The following is a 17,562-nucleotide window of genomic DNA, read 5'->3' as shown; positions in this document are numbered from 1 at the left end:
TTTTTACAGGTAGAGACGGTGAATGACCTGACGAGTGTCATCGGGATCATTGTGCGTCTCGAAACCGAGCACTTTGGCCAGGTCGCGCATCGGCGCATTGCTGGAGGCATCCACCGAATACATCTGGCGGAAACCGTTCTTGCGTGCGGCCTTGATCAAATGCTCCATCAACAAGGAGCCCAGGCCCAGGTGCGTCCATTCATCGGCGACTGTCACGGCGCATTCACATACATGTTCGCCCGTGGCGGCGTAGCGGCTGACACCGATCTCGATCAGTTGGCCGTTTTCGTGGACCAGCGCAATGTAGGCCGTGCGCTGTTTGTTGTCGGTGTCCATCAGTTGGTCGAGCAAGGCGGTGCCGGGCTCGTTGATCTGGGCGAGGAAGCGCATGTGCCGGGACTCGGGGGATAAGCGCTTGATAAAGGCGAGTTCACGCTCGCGGTCTTTTTCCGCCAGCGGCCGGATCAGCACATGACGCCCGTCCTTGAGTGCTTCGATCCAGTATTTGCCGGTGACAGCGGCGTAGGCGGCAGCGGCTCGGTCATTGTGGTCTTTGACAGTCAGCATGGTGTGTTCCTCCATCCGGTTTGAAAGGTGGGCGCACGGTGACGAGCCGTTCGGTTACTTCCTTTCTACGCCGTTGGCGGCGCTGGAATCTGATCTGGATCAGAGAGTCGCGACGGCAAGCGTTCATTGGCTCATGTTTGATGTAAATCAAGCGGGAGGAGGGGGCGACGAGCGCAGTCTTGGTTACCTGCCGGCGTTTGACGACCGGTGTCGAGCCGAGGTGTGTGATGGGTCAATATCAACGTTTGTTGCTGATCGCCGACCAAACCCTGCATCAGTCCCCCGCCCTGCTGCGGGCCGTCGCGCTGGCCAGGGCGAGCGGTGCCGAACTGGCGGTGCGGGCCTTTGTCGAGCCGGCGCCGGTGGTGCATGTGTGGGAAGACAAGATTGACGACGCACGCTATCAGGGCTACTTGCGCCGCTACCGTCGCTGGGCGGCCGATGAGGTCGAACGGTTCAATGAGATGGGCCTGGACGTGACCGTCGAAGTGGTTTTTACCACCCATCCGCTGCTGGATATTCTGAAAACGGTCGAAGACTTCAAGCCGGATCTGCTGATCAAGGACGTCACCCTTGAACCGCTGCTCAAGCGGGTGTTCATCACACCGCTCGATTGCCACTTGTTACGCGAGTGCCCGGTTCCCGTGCACCTGGTCAATCAGACGCGTTACGGCTTGCCGCACCGGGTCGTGGCAGCGGTGGACCCGTTCGATCCTTCAACGCAAATCAACGGCTTGAATGACACCATCATCCAGACCGCCAACGCCCTGGCGCTGCAATGCGACGCTCCGTTGCACCTGCTTTACGCCTACGACTTGTCACGGGCGTTCAATGGCGAAGCGCCGTTGGCTGGCGGTGGCTGGGGCGTGGACGTCATCGAGGAACTGCGCCAATCCTTGCACCAGGCCTTTGTCACCCTGGCGGATCGCCACGGTGTGCCGCCGGAGCGGCGGCATTTCGTCATGGGCCTGCCCGTGCCGGTGATCAGTGAATTCGTCGAGCAATACCTGGCGGATGTGGTAGTGATGGGCACCGTACACCGGGCGGGCATCGACCGGTTGATCGGCAGTAATACGGAGCGGGCGCTGTACTCGGTGCCGGGCAGCATTCTGGCGGTCAGGGGGTGAGCATGATCGCGCCCTTGGACAGAACCATGGCGCGCATGACGAAGCTCCGGGCGGACGAGATCAGCGAGGCTGGCGATGACAGCCGGCGATCATTTGCTTGAGTCCTTCCATGTCCTGGATCTTGACGTCGCGGCCGGCGATTTCCACCAGCCCCTGATCCCGCAGGTGCGCAATGCCCCGGCAAATGGTTTCCAGGCGTAGCCCAAGATAGGAGCCGATTTCTTCGCGACGCATTTTCAGCACGAACTCCTTGGATGAATAGCCACGGATGCTGAACCGTTGGGACAGGTTCAGCAGAAAAGCCGCCAGGCGCTCATCGGAGTTCATGTTGCCCATCAACATCAGCATGCTGTGATCGCGCACGATTTCGCGGCTCAACAGCCGGTTGAGGTTGTGCTGCAACGACGGCAGGTTTTGCGCCAGTTTTTCCAGCTGCGCAAAGTGAATGGGGCAGACTTCGCTGTCCTCCAGGGCAAACGCCGTGCAAGCGTGCTCATCGGCACTGATAGCGTCCAGACCGAGCATTTCGCCGGGTATGTGAAAACCGGTGACTTGTTCACGGCCATCGACGGACACCACACAGGTCTTGAATGAACCGATACGCACCGCGTAAAGCGAACGCAGAGGGTCGCCGGTGCGGTACAGCGCGGCGCCCTTTTTGACCTTGAAGCGTTGCACGATCAGCGTATCCAGCCGTTCGACCTCCGCTCCTGACAGGCCAATGGGAAGACACAACTCCAACACACTGCAGCTGGAACACGCGGCCTTGAGGTAATGAACTGGCAGGGGACGAGTTTCAGGCATGGGGGATGACGCCTTCTGGGTGCCTGCTAAGCATAGGCGGGAGGGCCTTCGGGCGTGTTTTTCATTCAGTCGATTGCTGGAGTAATAGACGAACGGGAAAACCCGCTTTCGGCCGTTTTAGTCAACGTAGCGTAGCCCTTGATTTCATTGCGCTTGAGCGGTGGCTTGGAGACTTGATGTAAATCAAGTCCTGAGCGTTCCAGACTCCCAGAATTGATCAAGGGTTGCCGGCCGGTCGGATCTTTTACGGAGAACTTCATGAGCGATTTTCTGAGTGATGAGCAATCGGAAACCCTGGCCGCCGTGACCCTGTTGCGCGAGTACGTGCCGGACTTGCGGGTGAGGGTGGTCAACGTGGTCGACCTGATGGTGTTGCAGCCGTCCTTCCAGCACCCCCATGGGTTGTCGGACTCGGCGTTTGATGCGCTGTTCACCGTCGACAAACCGGTGATTTTCGCCTTCCACGGTTACCCGGCGCTGATCCACCGACTGCTCTACAAACGCACCAATCATGACAATTTCCACGTTCGTGGCTTCAACGAGGAGGGCGCGACCACCACCCCGCTCGACATGGCGGTGATCAACAATCTGGATCGGTATCAATTGGCGCTGGACGTCGTCGAGCGGGTACCACGGCTGCACGATCAGTTGCAAACCGCGCGGTCGCGCTACTGGTCTACGATGGAGCGGCACAAGCTCTACCTCATCGAGCACGGGCAAGACATGCCCGAGGTGCTGTACTGGCAATGGACGCCGGCAGGTCGCTGAGTCTTGCCGCACTGCAGTGCGTGTCGAATGTTCATCTGACGGGAGTCACATCATGAGCCAGTATCAACGCTTGTTACTCATCATCAACCCGGCCCTGCGCCATTCCCCGGCGATCAAGCATGCGGCGGCATTGGCCAAGGCCAGCGGTGCGAGCCTGCATATCGCCGCCTTCATTCCTTCGTTCAAATTGTTGTCGCTGCTGGAGGAAGGTGATCGGGAAATGGCCCGTCAGCGCTACCTCCAGGACCATCTCGACTGGCTCCGGGCGCAGGCCGACACGCTGCGCGACGAGGGCATCGACGTGACCACGCAAGTGGCCTGGGCCGAGGATATGGAGCAAGACATCCTCGATCACGTCACGGAAATGCAGCCCGACCTGTTGATCAAGCAGGTGCAGCACGAATCAGCGCTCAAGCGCGCCTTTTTCACGCCGATGGATTGGTACTTGCTGCGCCACTGCCCGATGCCGGTCTATCTGGTGGGCGAAGGGCATGGCGACGGCTGGCCGCGTAAAATCGTGGCGGCGGTGGAAGTGTTCGATACCGAGTCCCCCGACAACACGCTGAACGACCGGATCATCAGTCAGGCCACAAGCCTCGCCATCCAGTGCGATGGCGAATTGCATTTGCTGTACGCCTGTGACATTTCGGCGGCTTTTCTGGCGGACATGGATGGATTGACCCTGGCGGACCTGACCAAAACGCTGCGCAAGGACCTGCAGAAAGCCTTCGTGAAACTGGCCGGCCAATACGGTGTGCCTGCGGATCGTCGCCACATGGTGTCCGGCCACCCGGTCAAGGCGCTGAGTGAATTTGCCCACGAGCACGAGGTGGATGTGATCGTGATGGGCAAGGTCCAGTCCTCCGGCGTCGACAAGCTCCTGGGCAGCACCACCGAGCATATTTTGTATCAGGTGCCGTGCAACGTGCTGGCGGTTTAGAGGACTCGGGTTTGCTGTGTGCCTTTGGGCAGGCTATTTACGCTTCCAGTACTTCTGCATTTCGAGAAACAGGAAGGACGCCGTCCAGGTGATGAGTACCAGACCGGTCAAGGCTTGCAGGCCGGTCAGGTACTTGAGGTGGCCGACCGGTGAAATATCGCCGAAGCCGATGGTCGTGTAGGTGGTGAAGGAAAAGTACACGCAGTCCATGAACGAACCATCGAAGTGACCCGTCAAAGTGCCCCATTCGCCGGAGCGCACCATCAGGTAATAGACCAGCGCGAAGCACCAGACTTCTATCGCGTGGGCCAGCAGCGCACCGAATACCCCGACGACAATCCTGAAACGGCTCCAGAGTCTGAGGCGGGGCAGCCAGTCGTTCAGGCGTAACAGGCATTCGTAGTGGATGACCACGACGATGATCACCACCAGTGTATTGATCAGTGTGACGGTCAACATGGCGCACCTTCGGCGTTAGCGTGTCAGTGATGGTCTGAGCCTGGGGACGACACAAACCGTAGAGTCCCCGCAGCGTCCGACGGTGCTCTCTGACTGATTCGGCATTGATGACGGATCATCAGTCCAGTCAGTGTTTTCTACCCCTGAACGACAAAAAATCATTGAGCTAAATCAACAATGCTTCTGTGAGCCCGAAGTCGATGGGGACGCCCGCCGAAAGCCTTCCATTAGTTGACAAAGATCAGAGCCTTCACCGGCTAACGCCTGATACTCAAACAACAGCTTTCCAGCCGTCATCAGTCTGAAGAGCGGCACAAACGCCGACAGGAGCCGGGTTTGCGGTAAGGCAACAAGTCGCTCCCAGGACGAGGTAGGTGATGCTGAAACTTAAACGTATCTTATTGATTGCCCCCTCCGAGATGGTCCGGACCCCGGCGTTCGACCGCGCACATGCGTTGGCCAGTGCAACCGGTGCATTGTTGCACATCGTCGCCTTCGACTATTTGCCGGCGCTGGCGGTGGCCGGGCTGTTTGATCACGAGGCGATGGCCCAGGCACCGGAGGGCTACTTGCAGGTGCATCGGCACTGGCTGGAGCAGCAAGCCCGGTTTCATCGAGGCTGCGGGTTTCAGGTCACCACTGAAGTAGTCTGGGCCAAATCCAGCCGGGCGCACGTGCTTGAATACGTCAACGATTTCCATGCGGATCTGGTGATCAAGGACACCCACCATGTCCCGGCACTCGACCGAGCGTTCCATCGGCCACTGGACTGGCTGTTGCTGCGCGACTGTCCGGCCCATCTGCATCTGGTCACCGAAGCCAGAAATCCCAAGCCGTTGAACATCCTGGCGGTCATCGATCTGTCCCATCTGGAGGAACTGACGCAGGGGCTCAACGACCGGATTCTCGACCTGGCCTCGACGCTGGCGGCCTCCTGTGGCGGGGTCTTGCACCTGCTCAACGTCAGTAGCTGGTCGGTGGTGGGCGATGCAACGATGAGTGTGCCGACACGGAGTCTGGATGACAGCCTGAGAGACGCGGTCAACGATGCCCAGGAAGAGGCCTTTGAAGCGCTTGCCGAACACTTTGGCATTGAGCAAGACCGCCGGCACCTGCTGGCCGGTATTCCCCACAAAGTCATCGGACTGTTTGCCAAACGGCACGCATTCGACATGGTGGTGCTGGGTACGACCTATAGCCATGGGATTGACCGGTTCATCGGCAGTACCGCCGAGAGCGTATTGAACCGAGCACCGTGCAGTTTGATGTTCGTCAAACCACGCCCCTGGCTCGACTGAACGGCCACACGTTGCGCCACAGTTAATAAAAATCAACTGCCCTTGAACCGAAAGGAGCGCCCAATAGCGCTTCCATGGATGTTCAAGGAGACGGCCATGGCAATGACATTTCTCGGTGTCGCGGGCACGGTCACTGCCGGGAGGGTTGATACCGGGTGATGCCTCGCTGGTGCACGCACGCACGGCCGCTTTACCGTCTTGGTATTGGCGCAGCTGTTTAACGCGTTGAGCGCGCGCTCTGAGTCAACCAGTGCATTTATCGGACTGTTCGCCAATCGTCGGTGATCGGAGACTGACGACGGCCTGGTCATTGTCGTGAATCCGCTTGCGTGAAAAAGTCCGACTGTTTCAGCAATGAGTGGCGTAAATCAGAGCGGGTCTCTCTTGCACTTTTCGTAAGTATCGCAACAACTAATGGATCCAATAGAATAATCTGCCCCTCATCTAATTTAAGCGGGCCAGTTATCATGCGGCTTGCGGGGAAGTTGCAGGCTTATCATCGTGATGAGTTGCTTTCATTGAAGTAACCGTTTGTCGGTAGTCTGCTCAAAAAATGAACATTCTAGCCTTTGCGCCCTCTGATACTTCAGCATGTCATCATGACCTGCTGCAGTCGCAGAAAAGAAGTGGAAATACAACCTCATGTGCAGTGAATGCAAATGGGGATTTTTTTATCTGAAATTCAGGAGGTAATAACTAAGCCGGTCATTGATTTGCCAGGCAATTCAATGGGCTAAGCAGTGTCGGATCTATGATTTGGCATATCTTATAAAAAGTAAGATCGAACAGGGTTTGAATAGCGGAATACCCTGTTGAAGAATTGATCTGTACTATCGAATAAGGTGGAGAACTTACCGTGGCGATAAATACAATTATGAGCCTGTTAGAAAACAAAGAGTGTATGGAATTTTTGCGGCTGGGCGTTATTTACGTTCATTTGGTGTCGTGTTGTGTGGCTATTGGTCTGGTGTTGACCAGTGATATTGCGATGGTTAAAGATTTGTTGAAACGAAAAACGTCCACTGGGCATGATCATGCTCACATGGAAAGTCTGCAGAAGTCGGTGGTGGTTGCGTTGATCGCGTTGTGGGTGACCGGTATCGCCGTCATTGGTATTGATTACCTGGATAAAGGTATGAATTACTTCATGAACCCAAAACTTCAAGCCAAAGTTATTATTGTCATCTTGCTGACCTACAACGGCATGTTGTTGCATCGCCTGGTATTGCCCGCTTTGCAAAAGGCCGGCTCCTTGCTCGATCTCGGATTCAGCGCACGGATGCTGGCGCTGTTTTGCGGCTCCCTGTCGGCGGTGTCGTGGATGTACGCAGCCATGCTGGGCGTCGGTCGCCCGCTGGCCTGGAAATACTCGCTTTCCGAATTGTTGATGGCGTATCCGGTGCTGATTGCATTGGGTTTCCTGACCATGCTGGTGTTGACTCAGCGAGTCAGACAACAGGACTACGCCGTTATCTCTGCGCGGACCGTTGCGAGCCAATGCTAGGTCCGTTCAGCGCGTAAGTCTTTAAGACTGACAGGGGCGATCTTCTGAGTACCGGGGCCATACAGGCCTGTACTTGGGAGGTCGCCTTTTTTGTCGTCACCTTAGTGCGTAACTTTAAGCGGGCACGGTGTATTGATGTTCGCTAATGAGCTGCAGTGCTTCGCTGCTTGCCTGTCCGTTCGATATCAGTAAAGCTTTGCCGCGCCCGGTCTCGGGCGGGTTGGCTAGATGATCCAATGGTTAAGGAAAGCGTTGAATGGCACTCAGGGTGATGGTGATCGGTGGCTACGGAAACTTCGGCAGCATCGTTTGCAGGCATTTAGTCGCGATGCCAGACGTAGAACTGGTGATCTCCGGGCGCGATTCACGCAAGTTGCAGCGCAAGGTCGATGAACTCAACGTTCAGTCTGGCCGTGTCTGTGAAAGTTGGTGCGGTGATGCCATGGGCAGCGCGTTCGGGTCCACGTTGAGCGCGATGGGTATTCAATGGGTGGTCCATACCGGCGGCCCGTTTCAGGGGCAATCCTATGCGGTCGCGCAAAGCTGCATCGACGCGGGCGTGAACTACTGCGATCTGGCTGACTGCCGCACCTTCGTCAATGGCATTGATGTACTCGACGCGAGCGCAAAGCGGGCCGGCGTGGCCATTCTCAGTGGGTGCAGTTCGGTGCCGACGCTGTCGTCGGCGCTCATCGACCACTATCGTTATCGCTTCAAACGCATCGACTCGATCGAGCATGGCATTTCTTCCTCGGCGAAGATGCCCGGCCTCTCGACCGTCGAAGGCGTGCTGGCCTACGCGGGCAAACCCATCAAGCAGCTCAAGAATGGCCAGGTAAACGAGGTGCTGGGCTGGCAGGACCTGACCCTGCGCAAGATGCCTCAATTGGGGACCCGTGTTCTGTCCAATGTCGATGTGCCGGACATGGATATTTTCGCCGGCCGCTACGGCGCCCAAACCTTGAGTTTCAAGGCAGGCTCGGGCCTGAAGCTCGGTGGCGTGGCCAACTACGTGCTCGCCGAGGCGCGGAGGGTCGGGCTGGTGCGAGACTCTGCGGCGTGGGCGGCAAGGCTGCACCGCTGGGGGACGTGGTTCGAGCGATTCGGTGATGGCTTGAGTGCGATGTACATCGACGTCGAAGGGCAGGGCGTTGATGGAAAACCGCTGTCCATGACCGTGCAATTGACGGCGCACAACGACAAGGGCCCTGAAATCCCGAGCTGCGCGGCCGTGGCGTTGGTGGCAAAACAGCTCGCGGGTTACGAGCCGGCCCCCGGCGCCCGTCCTTGCGTGGGCGAGATCAGCGTCGACGAGTACATGGCCGCGATCAACGATCCGGCTAATCTGCAGCTGTCCGTGCGCTTTTCTGACGAGCAGGCCTGAGCATGCTCTATCTGTGCTTGAAGTACCTGCACGTCATTGCTGCGATTTTCCTGTTCGGGTTCGGCATGGGCTCCTACCTCTATCTGATCGCCGCCAGTCGCACGGCCAACCCGCAAGTGATCGCACACGTGGCCAGAATGGTGGTGCGTTTCGACACCTGGATTACCACCCCGGCAGGCTTCATTCAGATCACCACCGGATACCTGCTGATGAAAGTGGCCGGGCTGCCCATGAGCACTGAATGGATTCTGACCTCGTTGATCATTTTCCTGTGCGTGGGGTCGCTGTGGCTGCCGGTGTTGGTGCTGCAGAAGCGCCTGCACGGGATGGCGTTGAGCGCGGTCGAGACCGGCGAGGGGCTGGACGGGGAATTTCGTTCGGTCTACACCAAATGGTTCTGGATGGGCGTGGCGGGTTTTGCGGGGATGTTCGTGATCGTGATGATGATGGTCACGAAGATGACGCCGATGCAGCTGGTCGAGGCGCTGGTCTAGCGCAATGAGCACCGCCTCACCCTACGACCAGGCTTGGTCGTCTAGTGGGTCTCGAGCCAGTCCTGAAACCGGGTTGCGCCGACGATGGGATTGGCGCCCGGTGTCAGCGACTGGTCATTGATCGGCGCACCGAAGTAAGGAACCGTGTCGTCCGCGACGGCCTGGCGCGGGTCTTGGGTGTGCTTCAAGTAGTCGCTCGCGAACTCGATGAGGGGACGGTTTTCAGGGCCAGCCACCTCGACGGTCTGATTGATTGGCGCTTTCAGCGCGATGTCCGTCAGGGCCGCCGCTACATCCGCCGAGGCCACCGGTTGCAGCGCGGCGGACGTCAAGTGGAGGGTGTCGCCTTCCTCGCGCCCGGAGTGAGCAATGGCATGGATAAACTCGAAGAACTGCGTGGCCCGCACAATGGTGTAGGGAATACCGGATTTCTTGATGAGTTTTTCCTGGGCCATTTTCGCCCGGAAGTAACCACTGTCGAGCATCCGCTCGGTGCCGACCACCGACAGCGCAACATGGTGTTTGACGCCGTCGACCTTCTCCGCCGCGATCAGGTTGTGCCCGGCGGTTTCGAAGAAGTGCAACGCCGCGTGGTCTTCGAACGAAGGCGAGTTCGACACGTCGACCACCACGTCCGCACCTTTCAACGCCACCGTCAGCCCCTCGCCGCTGATGACATTCACGCCTGTGCTCGGCGACGCCGCCAGGGCTTCATGCCCCAGATCCTGCAGGTTCTGGCAGAGCTTGCTGCCGATCAGCCCGGTGCCACCGATGACGACGATTTTCATGCTCTGTCTCCCGAAGCGGTGAGTGCTTCAGTTATTAAAGACCTGCGCGGGTGGCGGTATCGGGCGCTGGTACGCGTTACCGACAGGTGGTCGGAAGTCTCAAGGCCAAGTGGTATAAACGGTAGTTCTTTGCTTTAGTCCAACTGTCTGGCCAGCGAGTGCCACGACCGGAGCGTCCCATGAACTCTCGATTCCCGTCGCTTTGCATACTGGCTGCAGCGTTTGCTTTCGGCTTTTTTCCCTGTGCCGAAGCGGCCAAATACACGCAAGTGAATCAAGCCGCCAGTACGCTCTCTTTTACCTATAACCAGTTCAGCTCGCGGGTGTATGGCACGTTTGGCCAGTACACAGCCACGCTCCACTTCGACACGACGAACCCAACCGCAGGCCGTGCCGCGCTGATCATCCAGCTCGACAGCATTAATGCGGGCAGCGATGACGCCAACACCGAACTGAAAAAACCTGCCTGGTTCGACACGCAGAAGTATCCCGAGGCGAGGTTTGAATCGACCGGCGTGAAAGCACTGGGTGACAACCGCTATTCGATCACCGGCAAACTCACGCTCAGGGGCATTACCCGCGAGGTGGCCGTTCCGGTCCTCCTGAAAGAGGAGAGCGCCATCGGGATCTTCGATGGCCAGTTAACGCTCAAGCGTAGCGATTTTAAGGTCGGTGAAGGTGAATGGGGCGACACGGTTGTTTCCGACGACATCAATATCCGATTTCGGATGGTTGCGCCGCAACGGTAACCCAGCGAGTCCAAGGGGACAGAGCCGATCATCGAACCTGTTGCACGCGACAGGCTTTAACTACAGGCATCCGCTACCGCCTTCTCGGCGCGTTCAATTTCCTGCTTGATGTCCGTGGTGATCCGCTGTTCCTTGAACTTCTGTTCGAGGAATTGCTGGCTCCCCTGGTTTTTCAGCTCTGCGTCGGTGGCGGCGTCCTGTGCCTGCAACTCGGCTGCATGTGCGTCTATGACGGCTTCAACCTCGGCATCATTCTTCGCGGTATCCAGAGAACTGACCAATTTGCCGACTTCCGCCTTTTCGGCCTCGGCGTATGCATCGACCGACAGTCCGGCAGCCATCGCGCGCGCTCGAATTTCCACCGTTTCCTTGTGCTGTTGAGCTGCCTTGCACACCGCATCCCGGCGCGCGCGCTCGCCAGCGTTCCATTCGATAAACCCATACATCGTCACTCCGATCATGGTCAGGGTAATGACGGCGCTGATAAATTGGGCTCTCACATTACGCAACCTCAACAGCCAAGTGGATCCGTATGGGTGATTAATTGCCTGATTTCATTGGAGGCTTCAAAAGCGTAGCAGGACGAACGCGTTGCACGATGACGGCGCAATATCATTTGGCTTAATGACCACAGGACGTGGCGGTGGCTCACGTTGTGCTATTACTTTTCTGACCATTGTCACTGAGGCCTTAAGGGGCGCATTACCGTGATGTGCAGGTACCCACGAGTCGTAATTGTTTGTTTGCCTGAGTGGCAGGGTGCCACAATCGCTTTTTTTGTCGCAGCATCATGATCAGGCGGATCAAATGGGTGGCTCAGGATTTCGGCACGACCAGGATTCTTTCATCGCAGCGCAGGTGCGCAGTGATCGATTGCATCAGCTATTCCACCAGTCATTCCCTGCGATTTTCGGTAGTTTTCTGGCCGCGATCATGCTGTGCGGGCTGTGCTGGGAGCGTTTTGATCACTCCGTCATTTTTACCTGGATTGGACTGCTGACCGCGTCGTCGTTGCTGCGCATCCTGATGTTCGTGGCCTGGTTTCGCTGCCCGGACAGTGAGCGCACCCCGCAACGCTGGGAGAAGAAATACGGGTTCACGCTGATGTTGTCCGCCGGTATCTGGGGGGCGGGCGCATTGGCGGTCATGCCGGCAAACGACCTGCTGGCCCAGGTGTTGGTCATGCTCTTTGCCGTCGGCATGTCGGTCAGTGCGGTGTCGTGTTATTCGGCTTATCGATACATGACGCTGGCGTCCATTGGCCTTGTGTTGTTGCCGTGTACGCTCTGGCTGCTGTTTCAACCGTCAGCGATCCAGGTCGGCATTGCGCTGGCCGTGATTGTGTTCGCCTCATTCGTGGCCAGCGCGACACGCAAACTGTCCGAAGCCCTGGAAACCGCCTTCCAGCTAACCCGCGAAATGGAACGCGCCCATCGCATTGCCACTTACGCCGCACAGACCGATGAACTCACCGGCCTGAAAAATCGCCGCGCTTTTTTCGAGCATGCCCAGCAATTGTTCCAAGACTGCAAACACAACCGGTTACCGTTGTGCGCGGTGATGCTGGATATGGATCACTTCAAGCACATCAATGACACCTACGGACATCAGGTCGGGGATCAGGTGTTGCGGCAAATGGGCGTGATCATCAACCGGTCCTTCCGCGACACCGATGTCTTCGGCAGGCTCGGTGGCGAGGAGTTCGCGATCCTGCTTCCGGACACGTCCATTGAGGTCGCCCTTAACATCGCCGAGCAACTGATCCAGTCTATGGGTGGATTGATGACCGGGCCGGTTCACCGTATATCGGCGAGTCTCGGTGTGGCAGCGATGGATATCGGCGACAACGATTTTCAAAGTTTGCTGAATAACGCGGATAAAGCACTGTATCGAGCCAAGGCGCGTGGGCGTAATCAGGTGGCTGTTTCGGAGTAAACCGGGGGAGGTTGCAGATTCTCCCTCGGCAGGAAGTGACGGCATGTCAGCGCCCACTTCATCACTTGAATAGCCATCAGGCACATCTCAATAAAACCGGTCTTCTTCCTTCATCGCATAAATCCGTCCCAGCGTCCTGGCCGATATTCCCAGGAACAACAACGCCAGCAACACCCCGCCCAACATGATGTAAAACCCCGGACGATTGCCGTTCAATTCGCGGGCAATGCTGTTCTGTCCCGGTAACCAGCGCGAGTAAAGCAGGTCAATGCTGCCGCCGGTTTCATACGCGGTTTTCTGTGCGTAGCGCTCGTCAACGAATTGATCGTCGTGCACCTGGCCGTCGTGATCGGAGTAGCGGTAGTGGATCACTTTGCCGTCGCTGTTCATGAGGATGTTGTCCAGCTGCGTCACCGTGCCGGTTGTCTCCACGGGGCTCAAGCGGATGGCGGCGTAGGCAATGCCCTCGTGCCGGGCCATGCCGGCGAGGATCAACACCACGCAGCAGGCCACGGTGAGCAGGATCACCCGGTTGAACAGGTGATCTTTTTCGGCTTCGCGGGGGTAGTACATTTTACGGTCCTTCGTGGGATGGGCTCACAGGAAGGAGTCGGCGGTCGAGGGCACAACTTTAGTCGCTGCGGTATTATCAGCGGTTGCCTGGCGCCCGTTGAAAGAACGACTGCGGGTTGCGCAATTGTGTAGCAGCCGGACGCAGGCTGCTACAGGTAGGCGGGCGTTTACGCGAGCTTAACGTTCATGGTGATCCGCGCCGTGAACACCTTCTTGCCTTCGGCATCATGAATATCCACAGGCACGATCTTGTCGCCTTCCGTCTGCCAATCCACCGCTTCACCGTCGGCCACCGCCGTCACATCGCTCTTGGCCTTGGCCAGATACTCAACCGTCATCCCTTTCGGAATCCAGCGCGCACCGGCGGGAATGGACACGTCGGTCATCGTCCCGGCCGCCAGTTCGGCGGCGTTGCACATCGCAATCGCATGAACCGAGCCCAAGTGGTTGGTGATCTCCTTGCTAAACGGCACCTGCACCGTGGCATGACCGGGGTGCAACGCCGAGATCAGCGGCTTGATGGTGCTGAAATAGGGCGCCACCTGGCAGGCCATTTTGCTGAACGCTTGCGGGCCGGCGCTGTTGAACATGCTGAGAAACTGACTCATTTTGAAGCCTCGCTGAGGGGTGGTTTTACAGAATGATGTTTCGTAACGGAATAATGTTCTGTTACGGAACAGTATTCTGTCGCGAGGAAATCTGTCAACCTAGCGCAGCTTTCTCACTGGCAGCCGTCTGCCTTGTCATGGATTTTTTTGGCCTGTATCCCGCATGCAAACGTCAGACTTACTCGAGCGCAGCTACCCCGGCAGAAGAGCCGAACTCAAGCGCGACATCTTCAGAAAAGCCCTGGCCCTGTTCAACGAACAAGGTCTGGAAGCCACGACCATCGAAATGATCCGCGCCGAATGCGATACCAGCGTCGGCGCGATCTACCATCACTTCGGCAACAAGGAAGGCCTGGTGGCCGCGCTGTTCTTTACGGCGCTGGACGATCAGGCACAGCTTCGCGACAGCTACCTCGCCGAAGCACAGACGACCGAAGAGGGCGTGCACGCGCTGGTGCACAGCTACGTCGATTGGGTCGACAGCCAGCCCGAGTGGGCACGTTTCCAGTACCACGCGCGATTTGCCGTCACCAAAGGGCCGCTCAAGGAAGAGCTGGCCACGCGAAACAAAACCCGTAACCAAAAACTCGGCCAATGGCTGGCGGAGCCCGGCCGACGCGATGTGCTGCGAGCGTTTCCTGCCGAATTGCTGCCGTCGCTGATCATCGGCCAGGCAGACAGTTATTGCAGGGCATGGTTGTCGGGGAGGGTGGTCGCCAGTCCGAAGGCCTACAGGAAATTGCTGGCAGAAGCGGCGTGGCGATCAATCTGTGACAATAGCCTCGCCGATACCCAGTAAAGCGATCCCGGAGTCAGAATTTCAATGCCACAACTCACCCACTTCAACGCCCCATGCCCGGAGCAAATCAACAGCCAGATCCTGCAGATGGTCGTCGATAACCTGACCGACATCAGCATGGTCGGCATCGCGCCGAGCAACCCGCTGTACAACGTGTATCAGTACGCGGTGGGCTACGAAGTGCATCTGTATCTGGAAGCGCTTGGCGGGACCAAGGGCATTGCGGTCGAGTTGATCGTCGCCACCGACGATGAAGACCCTGAAAAGGTCATCGGTTTTCTGCTGTACCTGCCGGTCAAGGACGATTCCCAAGCGTGCGGCGTCGCCTACATGGCCGTCGACGCGGGTCATCGTCGCCGCGGCGTCGCGCGGTCCATGTTGCAAGACATGATCAACCGCTATCCCCACGCCGAACTGACCTGCACCGTGGCCAAGGTGCCGTGGTTCGAGTCGATGGGTTTTCAGGTGCTGGGCGTGCGCGGCACGCAGGTGCTGATGAACACCCGCAACTACAGCAGCGAAGGCTTGATGGGACTGTTGGACGTCACATTTATCTACAGTTCTTTAGAGGTCCGGCAGATACATACCTACTTGCTGCAAAAACACGGAAAGCGCGCGATGGTCGATGCCGAAAAGCAACGCGACCGGCATCTGGACCAAATGACCCACAACGCCAAGGTGTTTGTGCTGAATCGTTTGGGCCAGGACGCGGCGAACGAGCCCCGTCTGGACTAGACTCATAAGTCCTTTCGGGAGCGCACAGTCGTCGAGCCATGATATTCTGCGCGCCAACTTGGTTTGACCTATTCAGTTTGCCCGTCCAGGAGACGTGCCAACAGGATCAATGTCGCTCAAGTAGCTGAAGCCAATAATGATAAAAAGTCAGTTCAGTAGGGACATATAAACTGAGGTCGATGGAGACACGTCGGCCTTGTGTGCCCACCCTTCAATTCTTGTGTACGAGCACCCACGACGTCCTGCCTGAAGGTCGTGAACCAGGCGCTCCGTGAATGAGGATGGAAGGGCGGATGGCGTTTTATCATAGGTGCTACAGATGTTTAAGAAAATGAACACGGCCCTGCTGGGGCTGGCTTTGTCGATGGGGATCACGTCCGTTCACGCGGAAGAGGCAAAGAAAGTCGATGTACTGCTGATCGGCGGCGGCATCATGAGCGCGACCCTGGGTGTCTGGCTCAACGAGCTGGAACCCGGCACTTCGATGGAAATGATCGAGCGCCTCGACGGCGTCGCCCAGGAAAGCTCCAACGGCTGGAACAACGCCGGTACCGGTCACTCCGCCCTGGCCGAGTTGAACTACACCCCGGAAGACGACAAGGGCAACGTACAGATCCCGAAGGCCGTTGAAATCAACGAAGCGTTCCAGATCTCCCGTCAGTTCTGGGCCTGGCAGGTTCAGCAAGGCGTGCTGAAAAACCCGCGTTCGTTCATCAACTCCACGCCACACATGAGCTTTGTGTGGGGCGATGACAACATCAAGTTCCTGAAGAAGCGCTACGAAGCCCTGCAAGCGAGCCCGCTGTTCGCCGGCATGCAGTACTCCGAAGACCCGGCTGTGATCAAGAAGTGGGTCCCGCTGATGATGGAAGGGCGCGACCCGAACCAGAAAATCGCGGCCACCTGGAGCCCGATCGGCACCGACGTCAACTTCGGCGAAATCACCCGCCAGTTTGTTGCTCACCTGCAAACCACACCGAAGTTCGACTTGAAACTGTCTAGCGAAGTGCAAGACATCACCAAGAACGACGACGGCACCTGGCGCGTCAGCTACAAAAACCTGAAAGACGGCACCAAGTCCGAAACCGACGCCAAGTTCGTCTTCATCGGCGCGGGCGGCGGTGCACTGCACCTGCTGCAGAAGTCCGGCATTCCTGAAGCCAAGGAATACGCAGGCTTCCCGGTAGGCGGCTCGTTCCTCGTCACCGAGAACCCGACCCTCGCCGAACAACACCTGGCCAAGGCCTACGGCAAAGCCTCCGTTGGCGCACCGCCAATGTCGGTTCCGCACCTGGACACCCGTGTCCTGGACGGCAAGCGCGTCATCCTGTTTGGCCCATTCGCGACCTTCAGCACCAAGTTCCTGAAGGAAGGCTCGTACCTGGACCTGCTGACCACCACCACCACGCACAACGTTTGGCCAATGACCAAAGTCGGCATCAAGGAATACCCGCTGGTCGAGTACCTCGCCGGCCAACTGATGCTGTCTGACGAAGACCGCCTCAACGCCCTGAAAGAATACTTCCCGAACGCCAAAGCCGAAGACTGGCGCCTGTGGCAAGCCGGCCAACGCGTGCAGATCATCAAGCGTGATGAAGCAGCGGGTGGCGTGCTGAAGCTGGGCACTGAAATCGTTGCTTCCGCTGACGGCTCGATCGCCGGCCTGCTGGGCGCATCGCCAGGCGCATCGACCGCTGCACCGATCATGCTGACCGTGCTGCAGAAAGTGTTCAAGGACAAGGTGGCTTCGCCAGCCTGGCAGGAAAAGCTGCATCAGATCGTGCCGAGCTATGGCACCCAGCTGAATGGCAGTCCTGCGAAGGTTGCGCAGGAGTGGGCTTACACCGCCAAGGTGCTGCAACTGACTCCGCCGCCGGCGATTGGTCAGGTGGTAGCTCCGGCTGCTCCTCCGGCTGATGCTGATAAGGCGAAGGCGCCGAAGGCTAATGCTGCTAGTGATATGGCTTTGTAAGTAGAAGCGTAATCAGGAAAAGCCCACTGGATCGGAGACGGTCAGTGGGCTTTTTTGT

The 17,562-nt window shown here is 57.9% G+C and carries 19 protein-coding genes and 1 pseudogene; 12 read left to right on the top strand and 8 right to left on the bottom strand.

The features are described from left to right. Positions 1–3: 3 nt before the first annotated feature. Entirely contained in the window at positions 4–567 is a 564-nt protein-coding gene (locus ACA068_RS17600; protein ID WP_497303565.1) for a GNAT family N-acetyltransferase, read from the bottom strand. A 227-nt stretch (positions 568–794) separates the two neighbouring features. Between ACA068_RS17600 and ACA068_RS17595 the strand changes: the two genes are divergently transcribed. Next, positions 795–1,694, top strand: a complete 900-nt coding sequence (locus ACA068_RS17595; RefSeq protein WP_497303563.1) for a universal stress protein — start codon at positions 795–797, stop codon at positions 1,692–1,694. A 60-nt stretch (positions 1,695–1,754) separates the two neighbouring features. Here ACA068_RS17595 and fnr read toward each other — a convergent pair whose 3' ends face one another. Both fnr and ACA068_RS17585 read right to left on the bottom strand, forming a co-directional pair. Beyond that, the gene (gene fnr, locus ACA068_RS17590; protein ID WP_497303562.1) at positions 1,755–2,498 is read right to left on the bottom strand and encodes a fumarate/nitrate reduction transcriptional regulator Fnr; all 744 of its coding nucleotides are present in this window, start codon (positions 2,496–2,498) and stop codon (positions 1,755–1,757) included. Between the two features lie 65 nt (positions 2,499–2,563). Continuing rightward, positions 2,564–2,758 (bottom strand): hypothetical protein, encoded by a 195-nt coding sequence (locus tag ACA068_RS17585; RefSeq protein ID WP_497303560.1) that lies wholly within the window; start codon positions 2,756–2,758, stop codon positions 2,564–2,566. Positions 2,759–2,786: 28 nt separating this feature from the next. Here ACA068_RS17585 and ACA068_RS17580 point away from each other — a divergent pair. Further along, a pseudogene (locus tag ACA068_RS17580) lies at positions 2,787–3,266 on the top strand (phosphoketolase family protein); the annotation flags it as partial. 52 nt (positions 3,267–3,318) lie between these two features. After that, entirely contained in the window at positions 3,319–4,206 is an 888-nt protein-coding gene (locus tag ACA068_RS17575; protein ID WP_497303558.1) for a universal stress protein, read from the top strand. 33 nt (positions 4,207–4,239) lie between these two features. Here the strand turns inward: ACA068_RS17575 and ACA068_RS17570 are convergent, their stop codons facing one another. Next, positions 4,240–4,665 (bottom strand): potassium channel family protein, encoded by a 426-nt coding sequence (locus tag ACA068_RS17570; protein WP_497303557.1) that lies wholly within the window; start codon positions 4,663–4,665, stop codon positions 4,240–4,242. A gap of 377 nt (positions 4,666–5,042) precedes the next feature. On the opposite strand from ACA068_RS17570, the gene ACA068_RS17565 reads away from it, so the two are divergent. The 4 genes from ACA068_RS17565 (at position 5,043) to ACA068_RS17550 (ending at position 9,345) form a co-directional block, all read left to right on the top strand. Further along, positions 5,043–5,963 (top strand): universal stress protein, encoded by a 921-nt coding sequence (locus ACA068_RS17565; protein WP_497303555.1) that lies wholly within the window; start codon positions 5,043–5,045, stop codon positions 5,961–5,963. An 856-nt stretch (positions 5,964–6,819) separates the two neighbouring features. Continuing rightward, positions 6,820–7,467 (top strand): hypothetical protein, encoded by a 648-nt coding sequence (locus ACA068_RS17560; protein ID WP_497303553.1) that lies wholly within the window; start codon positions 6,820–6,822, stop codon positions 7,465–7,467. 256 nt (positions 7,468–7,723) lie between these two features. Continuing rightward, a complete protein-coding gene (locus ACA068_RS17555) occupies positions 7,724–8,851 on the top strand; it encodes a saccharopine dehydrogenase NADP-binding domain-containing protein (protein ID WP_497303552.1) in 1,128 nt (375 codons plus the stop codon). Between the two features lie 2 nt (positions 8,852–8,853). Then, complete coding sequence (locus ACA068_RS17550) at positions 8,854–9,345, top strand: DUF2269 family protein (RefSeq protein ID WP_497303551.1); 492 nt, start codon at positions 8,854–8,856, stop codon at positions 9,343–9,345. A gap of 41 nt (positions 9,346–9,386) precedes the next feature. On the opposite strand, the gene ACA068_RS17545 is transcribed toward ACA068_RS17550, so the two are convergent. Further along, positions 9,387–10,133 (bottom strand): SDR family oxidoreductase, encoded by a 747-nt coding sequence (locus ACA068_RS17545; protein WP_497303550.1) that lies wholly within the window; start codon positions 10,131–10,133, stop codon positions 9,387–9,389. A 179-nt stretch (positions 10,134–10,312) separates the two neighbouring features. Between ACA068_RS17545 and ACA068_RS17540 the strand changes: the two genes are divergently transcribed. Next, a complete protein-coding gene (locus ACA068_RS17540) occupies positions 10,313–10,882 on the top strand; it encodes a YceI family protein (RefSeq protein ID WP_497303548.1) in 570 nt (189 codons plus the stop codon). Between the two features lie 56 nt (positions 10,883–10,938). On the opposite strand, the gene ACA068_RS17535 is transcribed toward ACA068_RS17540, so the two are convergent. Further along, positions 10,939–11,397: a hypothetical protein gene (locus ACA068_RS17535; protein WP_497303546.1), complete on the bottom strand. Its 459-nt coding sequence runs from the start codon at positions 11,395–11,397 to the stop codon at positions 10,939–10,941. Positions 11,398–11,689: 292 nt separating this feature from the next. Between ACA068_RS17535 and ACA068_RS17530 the strand changes: the two genes are divergently transcribed. Continuing rightward, positions 11,690–12,817, top strand: coding sequence for a GGDEF domain-containing protein (locus tag ACA068_RS17530; RefSeq protein WP_497303545.1), 1,128 nt, complete (start codon positions 11,690–11,692; stop codon positions 12,815–12,817). 87 nt (positions 12,818–12,904) lie between these two features. Here ACA068_RS17530 and ACA068_RS17525 read toward each other — a convergent pair whose 3' ends face one another. Both ACA068_RS17525 and ACA068_RS17520 read right to left on the bottom strand, forming a co-directional pair. Next, positions 12,905–13,390 (bottom strand): hypothetical protein, encoded by a 486-nt coding sequence (locus ACA068_RS17525; RefSeq protein WP_497303543.1) that lies wholly within the window; start codon positions 13,388–13,390, stop codon positions 12,905–12,907. A 167-nt stretch (positions 13,391–13,557) separates the two neighbouring features. After that, positions 13,558–13,998, bottom strand: a complete 441-nt coding sequence (locus ACA068_RS17520; RefSeq protein WP_497303541.1) for a hotdog fold domain-containing protein — start codon at positions 13,996–13,998, stop codon at positions 13,558–13,560. Between the two features lie 163 nt (positions 13,999–14,161). Here ACA068_RS17520 and ACA068_RS17515 point away from each other — a divergent pair, with 163 nt between their 5' ends. The 3 genes from ACA068_RS17515 to mqo all read left to right on the top strand — a co-directional run bounded on the left by ACA068_RS17515 (position 14,162) and on the right by mqo (position 17,504). Beyond that, positions 14,162–14,797 carry a TetR/AcrR family transcriptional regulator gene (locus tag ACA068_RS17515; protein WP_497303539.1) on the top strand — a complete coding sequence of 212 codons (636 nt, stop codon included), beginning with the start codon at positions 14,162–14,164 and terminating at the stop codon, positions 14,795–14,797. A gap of 24 nt (positions 14,798–14,821) precedes the next feature. Beyond that, positions 14,822–15,532, top strand: a complete 711-nt coding sequence (locus ACA068_RS17510) for a GNAT family N-acetyltransferase (RefSeq protein ID WP_497303537.1) — start codon at positions 14,822–14,824, stop codon at positions 15,530–15,532. Positions 15,533–15,851: 319 nt separating this feature from the next. Further along, positions 15,852–17,504: a malate dehydrogenase (quinone) gene (gene mqo / locus ACA068_RS17505; protein WP_497303535.1), complete on the top strand. Its 1,653-nt coding sequence runs from the start codon at positions 15,852–15,854 to the stop codon at positions 17,502–17,504. Positions 17,505–17,562: the final 58 nt, after the last annotated feature.

Source organism: Pseudomonas sp. LBUM1660 (genome assembly GCF_059695935.1).
Note: the sequence above shows the minus strand (reverse complement) of the source record. Positions and strands in the feature narration are given on the sequence as shown.

What these genes read in the sequence shown, in the direction of transcription:
- ACA068_RS17545 (WP_497303550.1), bottom strand. Translation starts at nt 10,133, where the DNA reads ATGAAAATCGTCGTCATCGGTGGCACCGGGCTGATCGGCAGCAAGCTC.
- ACA068_RS17570 (WP_497303557.1), bottom strand. Translation starts at nt 4,665, where the DNA reads ATGTTGACCGTCACACTGATCAATACACTGGTGGTGATCATCGTCGTG.
- ACA068_RS17520 (WP_497303541.1), bottom strand. Translation starts at nt 13,998, where the DNA reads ATGAGTCAGTTTCTCAGCATGTTCAACAGCGCCGGCCCGCAAGCGTTC.
- ACA068_RS17550 (WP_497303551.1), top strand. Translation starts at nt 8,854, where the DNA reads ATGCTCTATCTGTGCTTGAAGTACCTGCACGTCATTGCTGCGATTTTC.
- ACA068_RS17555 (WP_497303552.1), top strand. Translation starts at nt 7,724, where the DNA reads ATGGCACTCAGGGTGATGGTGATCGGTGGCTACGGAAACTTCGGCAGC.
- ACA068_RS17515 (WP_497303539.1), top strand. Translation starts at nt 14,162, where the DNA reads ATGCAAACGTCAGACTTACTCGAGCGCAGCTACCCCGGCAGAAGAGCC.
- ACA068_RS17585 (WP_497303560.1), bottom strand. Translation starts at nt 2,758, where the DNA reads ATGAAGTTCTCCGTAAAAGATCCGACCGGCCGGCAACCCTTGATCAAT.
- ACA068_RS17595 (WP_497303563.1), top strand. Translation starts at nt 795, where the DNA reads ATGGGTCAATATCAACGTTTGTTGCTGATCGCCGACCAAACCCTGCAT.
- ACA068_RS17510 (WP_497303537.1), top strand. Translation starts at nt 14,822, where the DNA reads ATGCCACAACTCACCCACTTCAACGCCCCATGCCCGGAGCAAATCAAC.
- ACA068_RS17530 (WP_497303545.1), top strand. Translation starts at nt 11,690, where the DNA reads ATGGGTGGCTCAGGATTTCGGCACGACCAGGATTCTTTCATCGCAGCG.
- ACA068_RS17575 (WP_497303558.1), top strand. Translation starts at nt 3,319, where the DNA reads ATGAGCCAGTATCAACGCTTGTTACTCATCATCAACCCGGCCCTGCGC.
- fnr (WP_497303562.1), bottom strand. Translation starts at nt 2,498, where the DNA reads ATGCCTGAAACTCGTCCCCTGCCAGTTCATTACCTCAAGGCCGCGTGT.
- ACA068_RS17565 (WP_497303555.1), top strand. Translation starts at nt 5,043, where the DNA reads ATGCTGAAACTTAAACGTATCTTATTGATTGCCCCCTCCGAGATGGTC.
- ACA068_RS17600 (WP_497303565.1), bottom strand. Translation starts at nt 567, where the DNA reads ATGCTGACTGTCAAAGACCACAATGACCGAGCCGCTGCCGCCTACGCC.
- ACA068_RS17525 (WP_497303543.1), bottom strand. Translation starts at nt 13,390, where the DNA reads ATGTACTACCCCCGCGAAGCCGAAAAAGATCACCTGTTCAACCGGGTG.
- mqo (WP_497303535.1), top strand. Translation starts at nt 15,852, where the DNA reads ATGTTTAAGAAAATGAACACGGCCCTGCTGGGGCTGGCTTTGTCGATG.
- ACA068_RS17540 (WP_497303548.1), top strand. Translation starts at nt 10,313, where the DNA reads ATGAACTCTCGATTCCCGTCGCTTTGCATACTGGCTGCAGCGTTTGCT.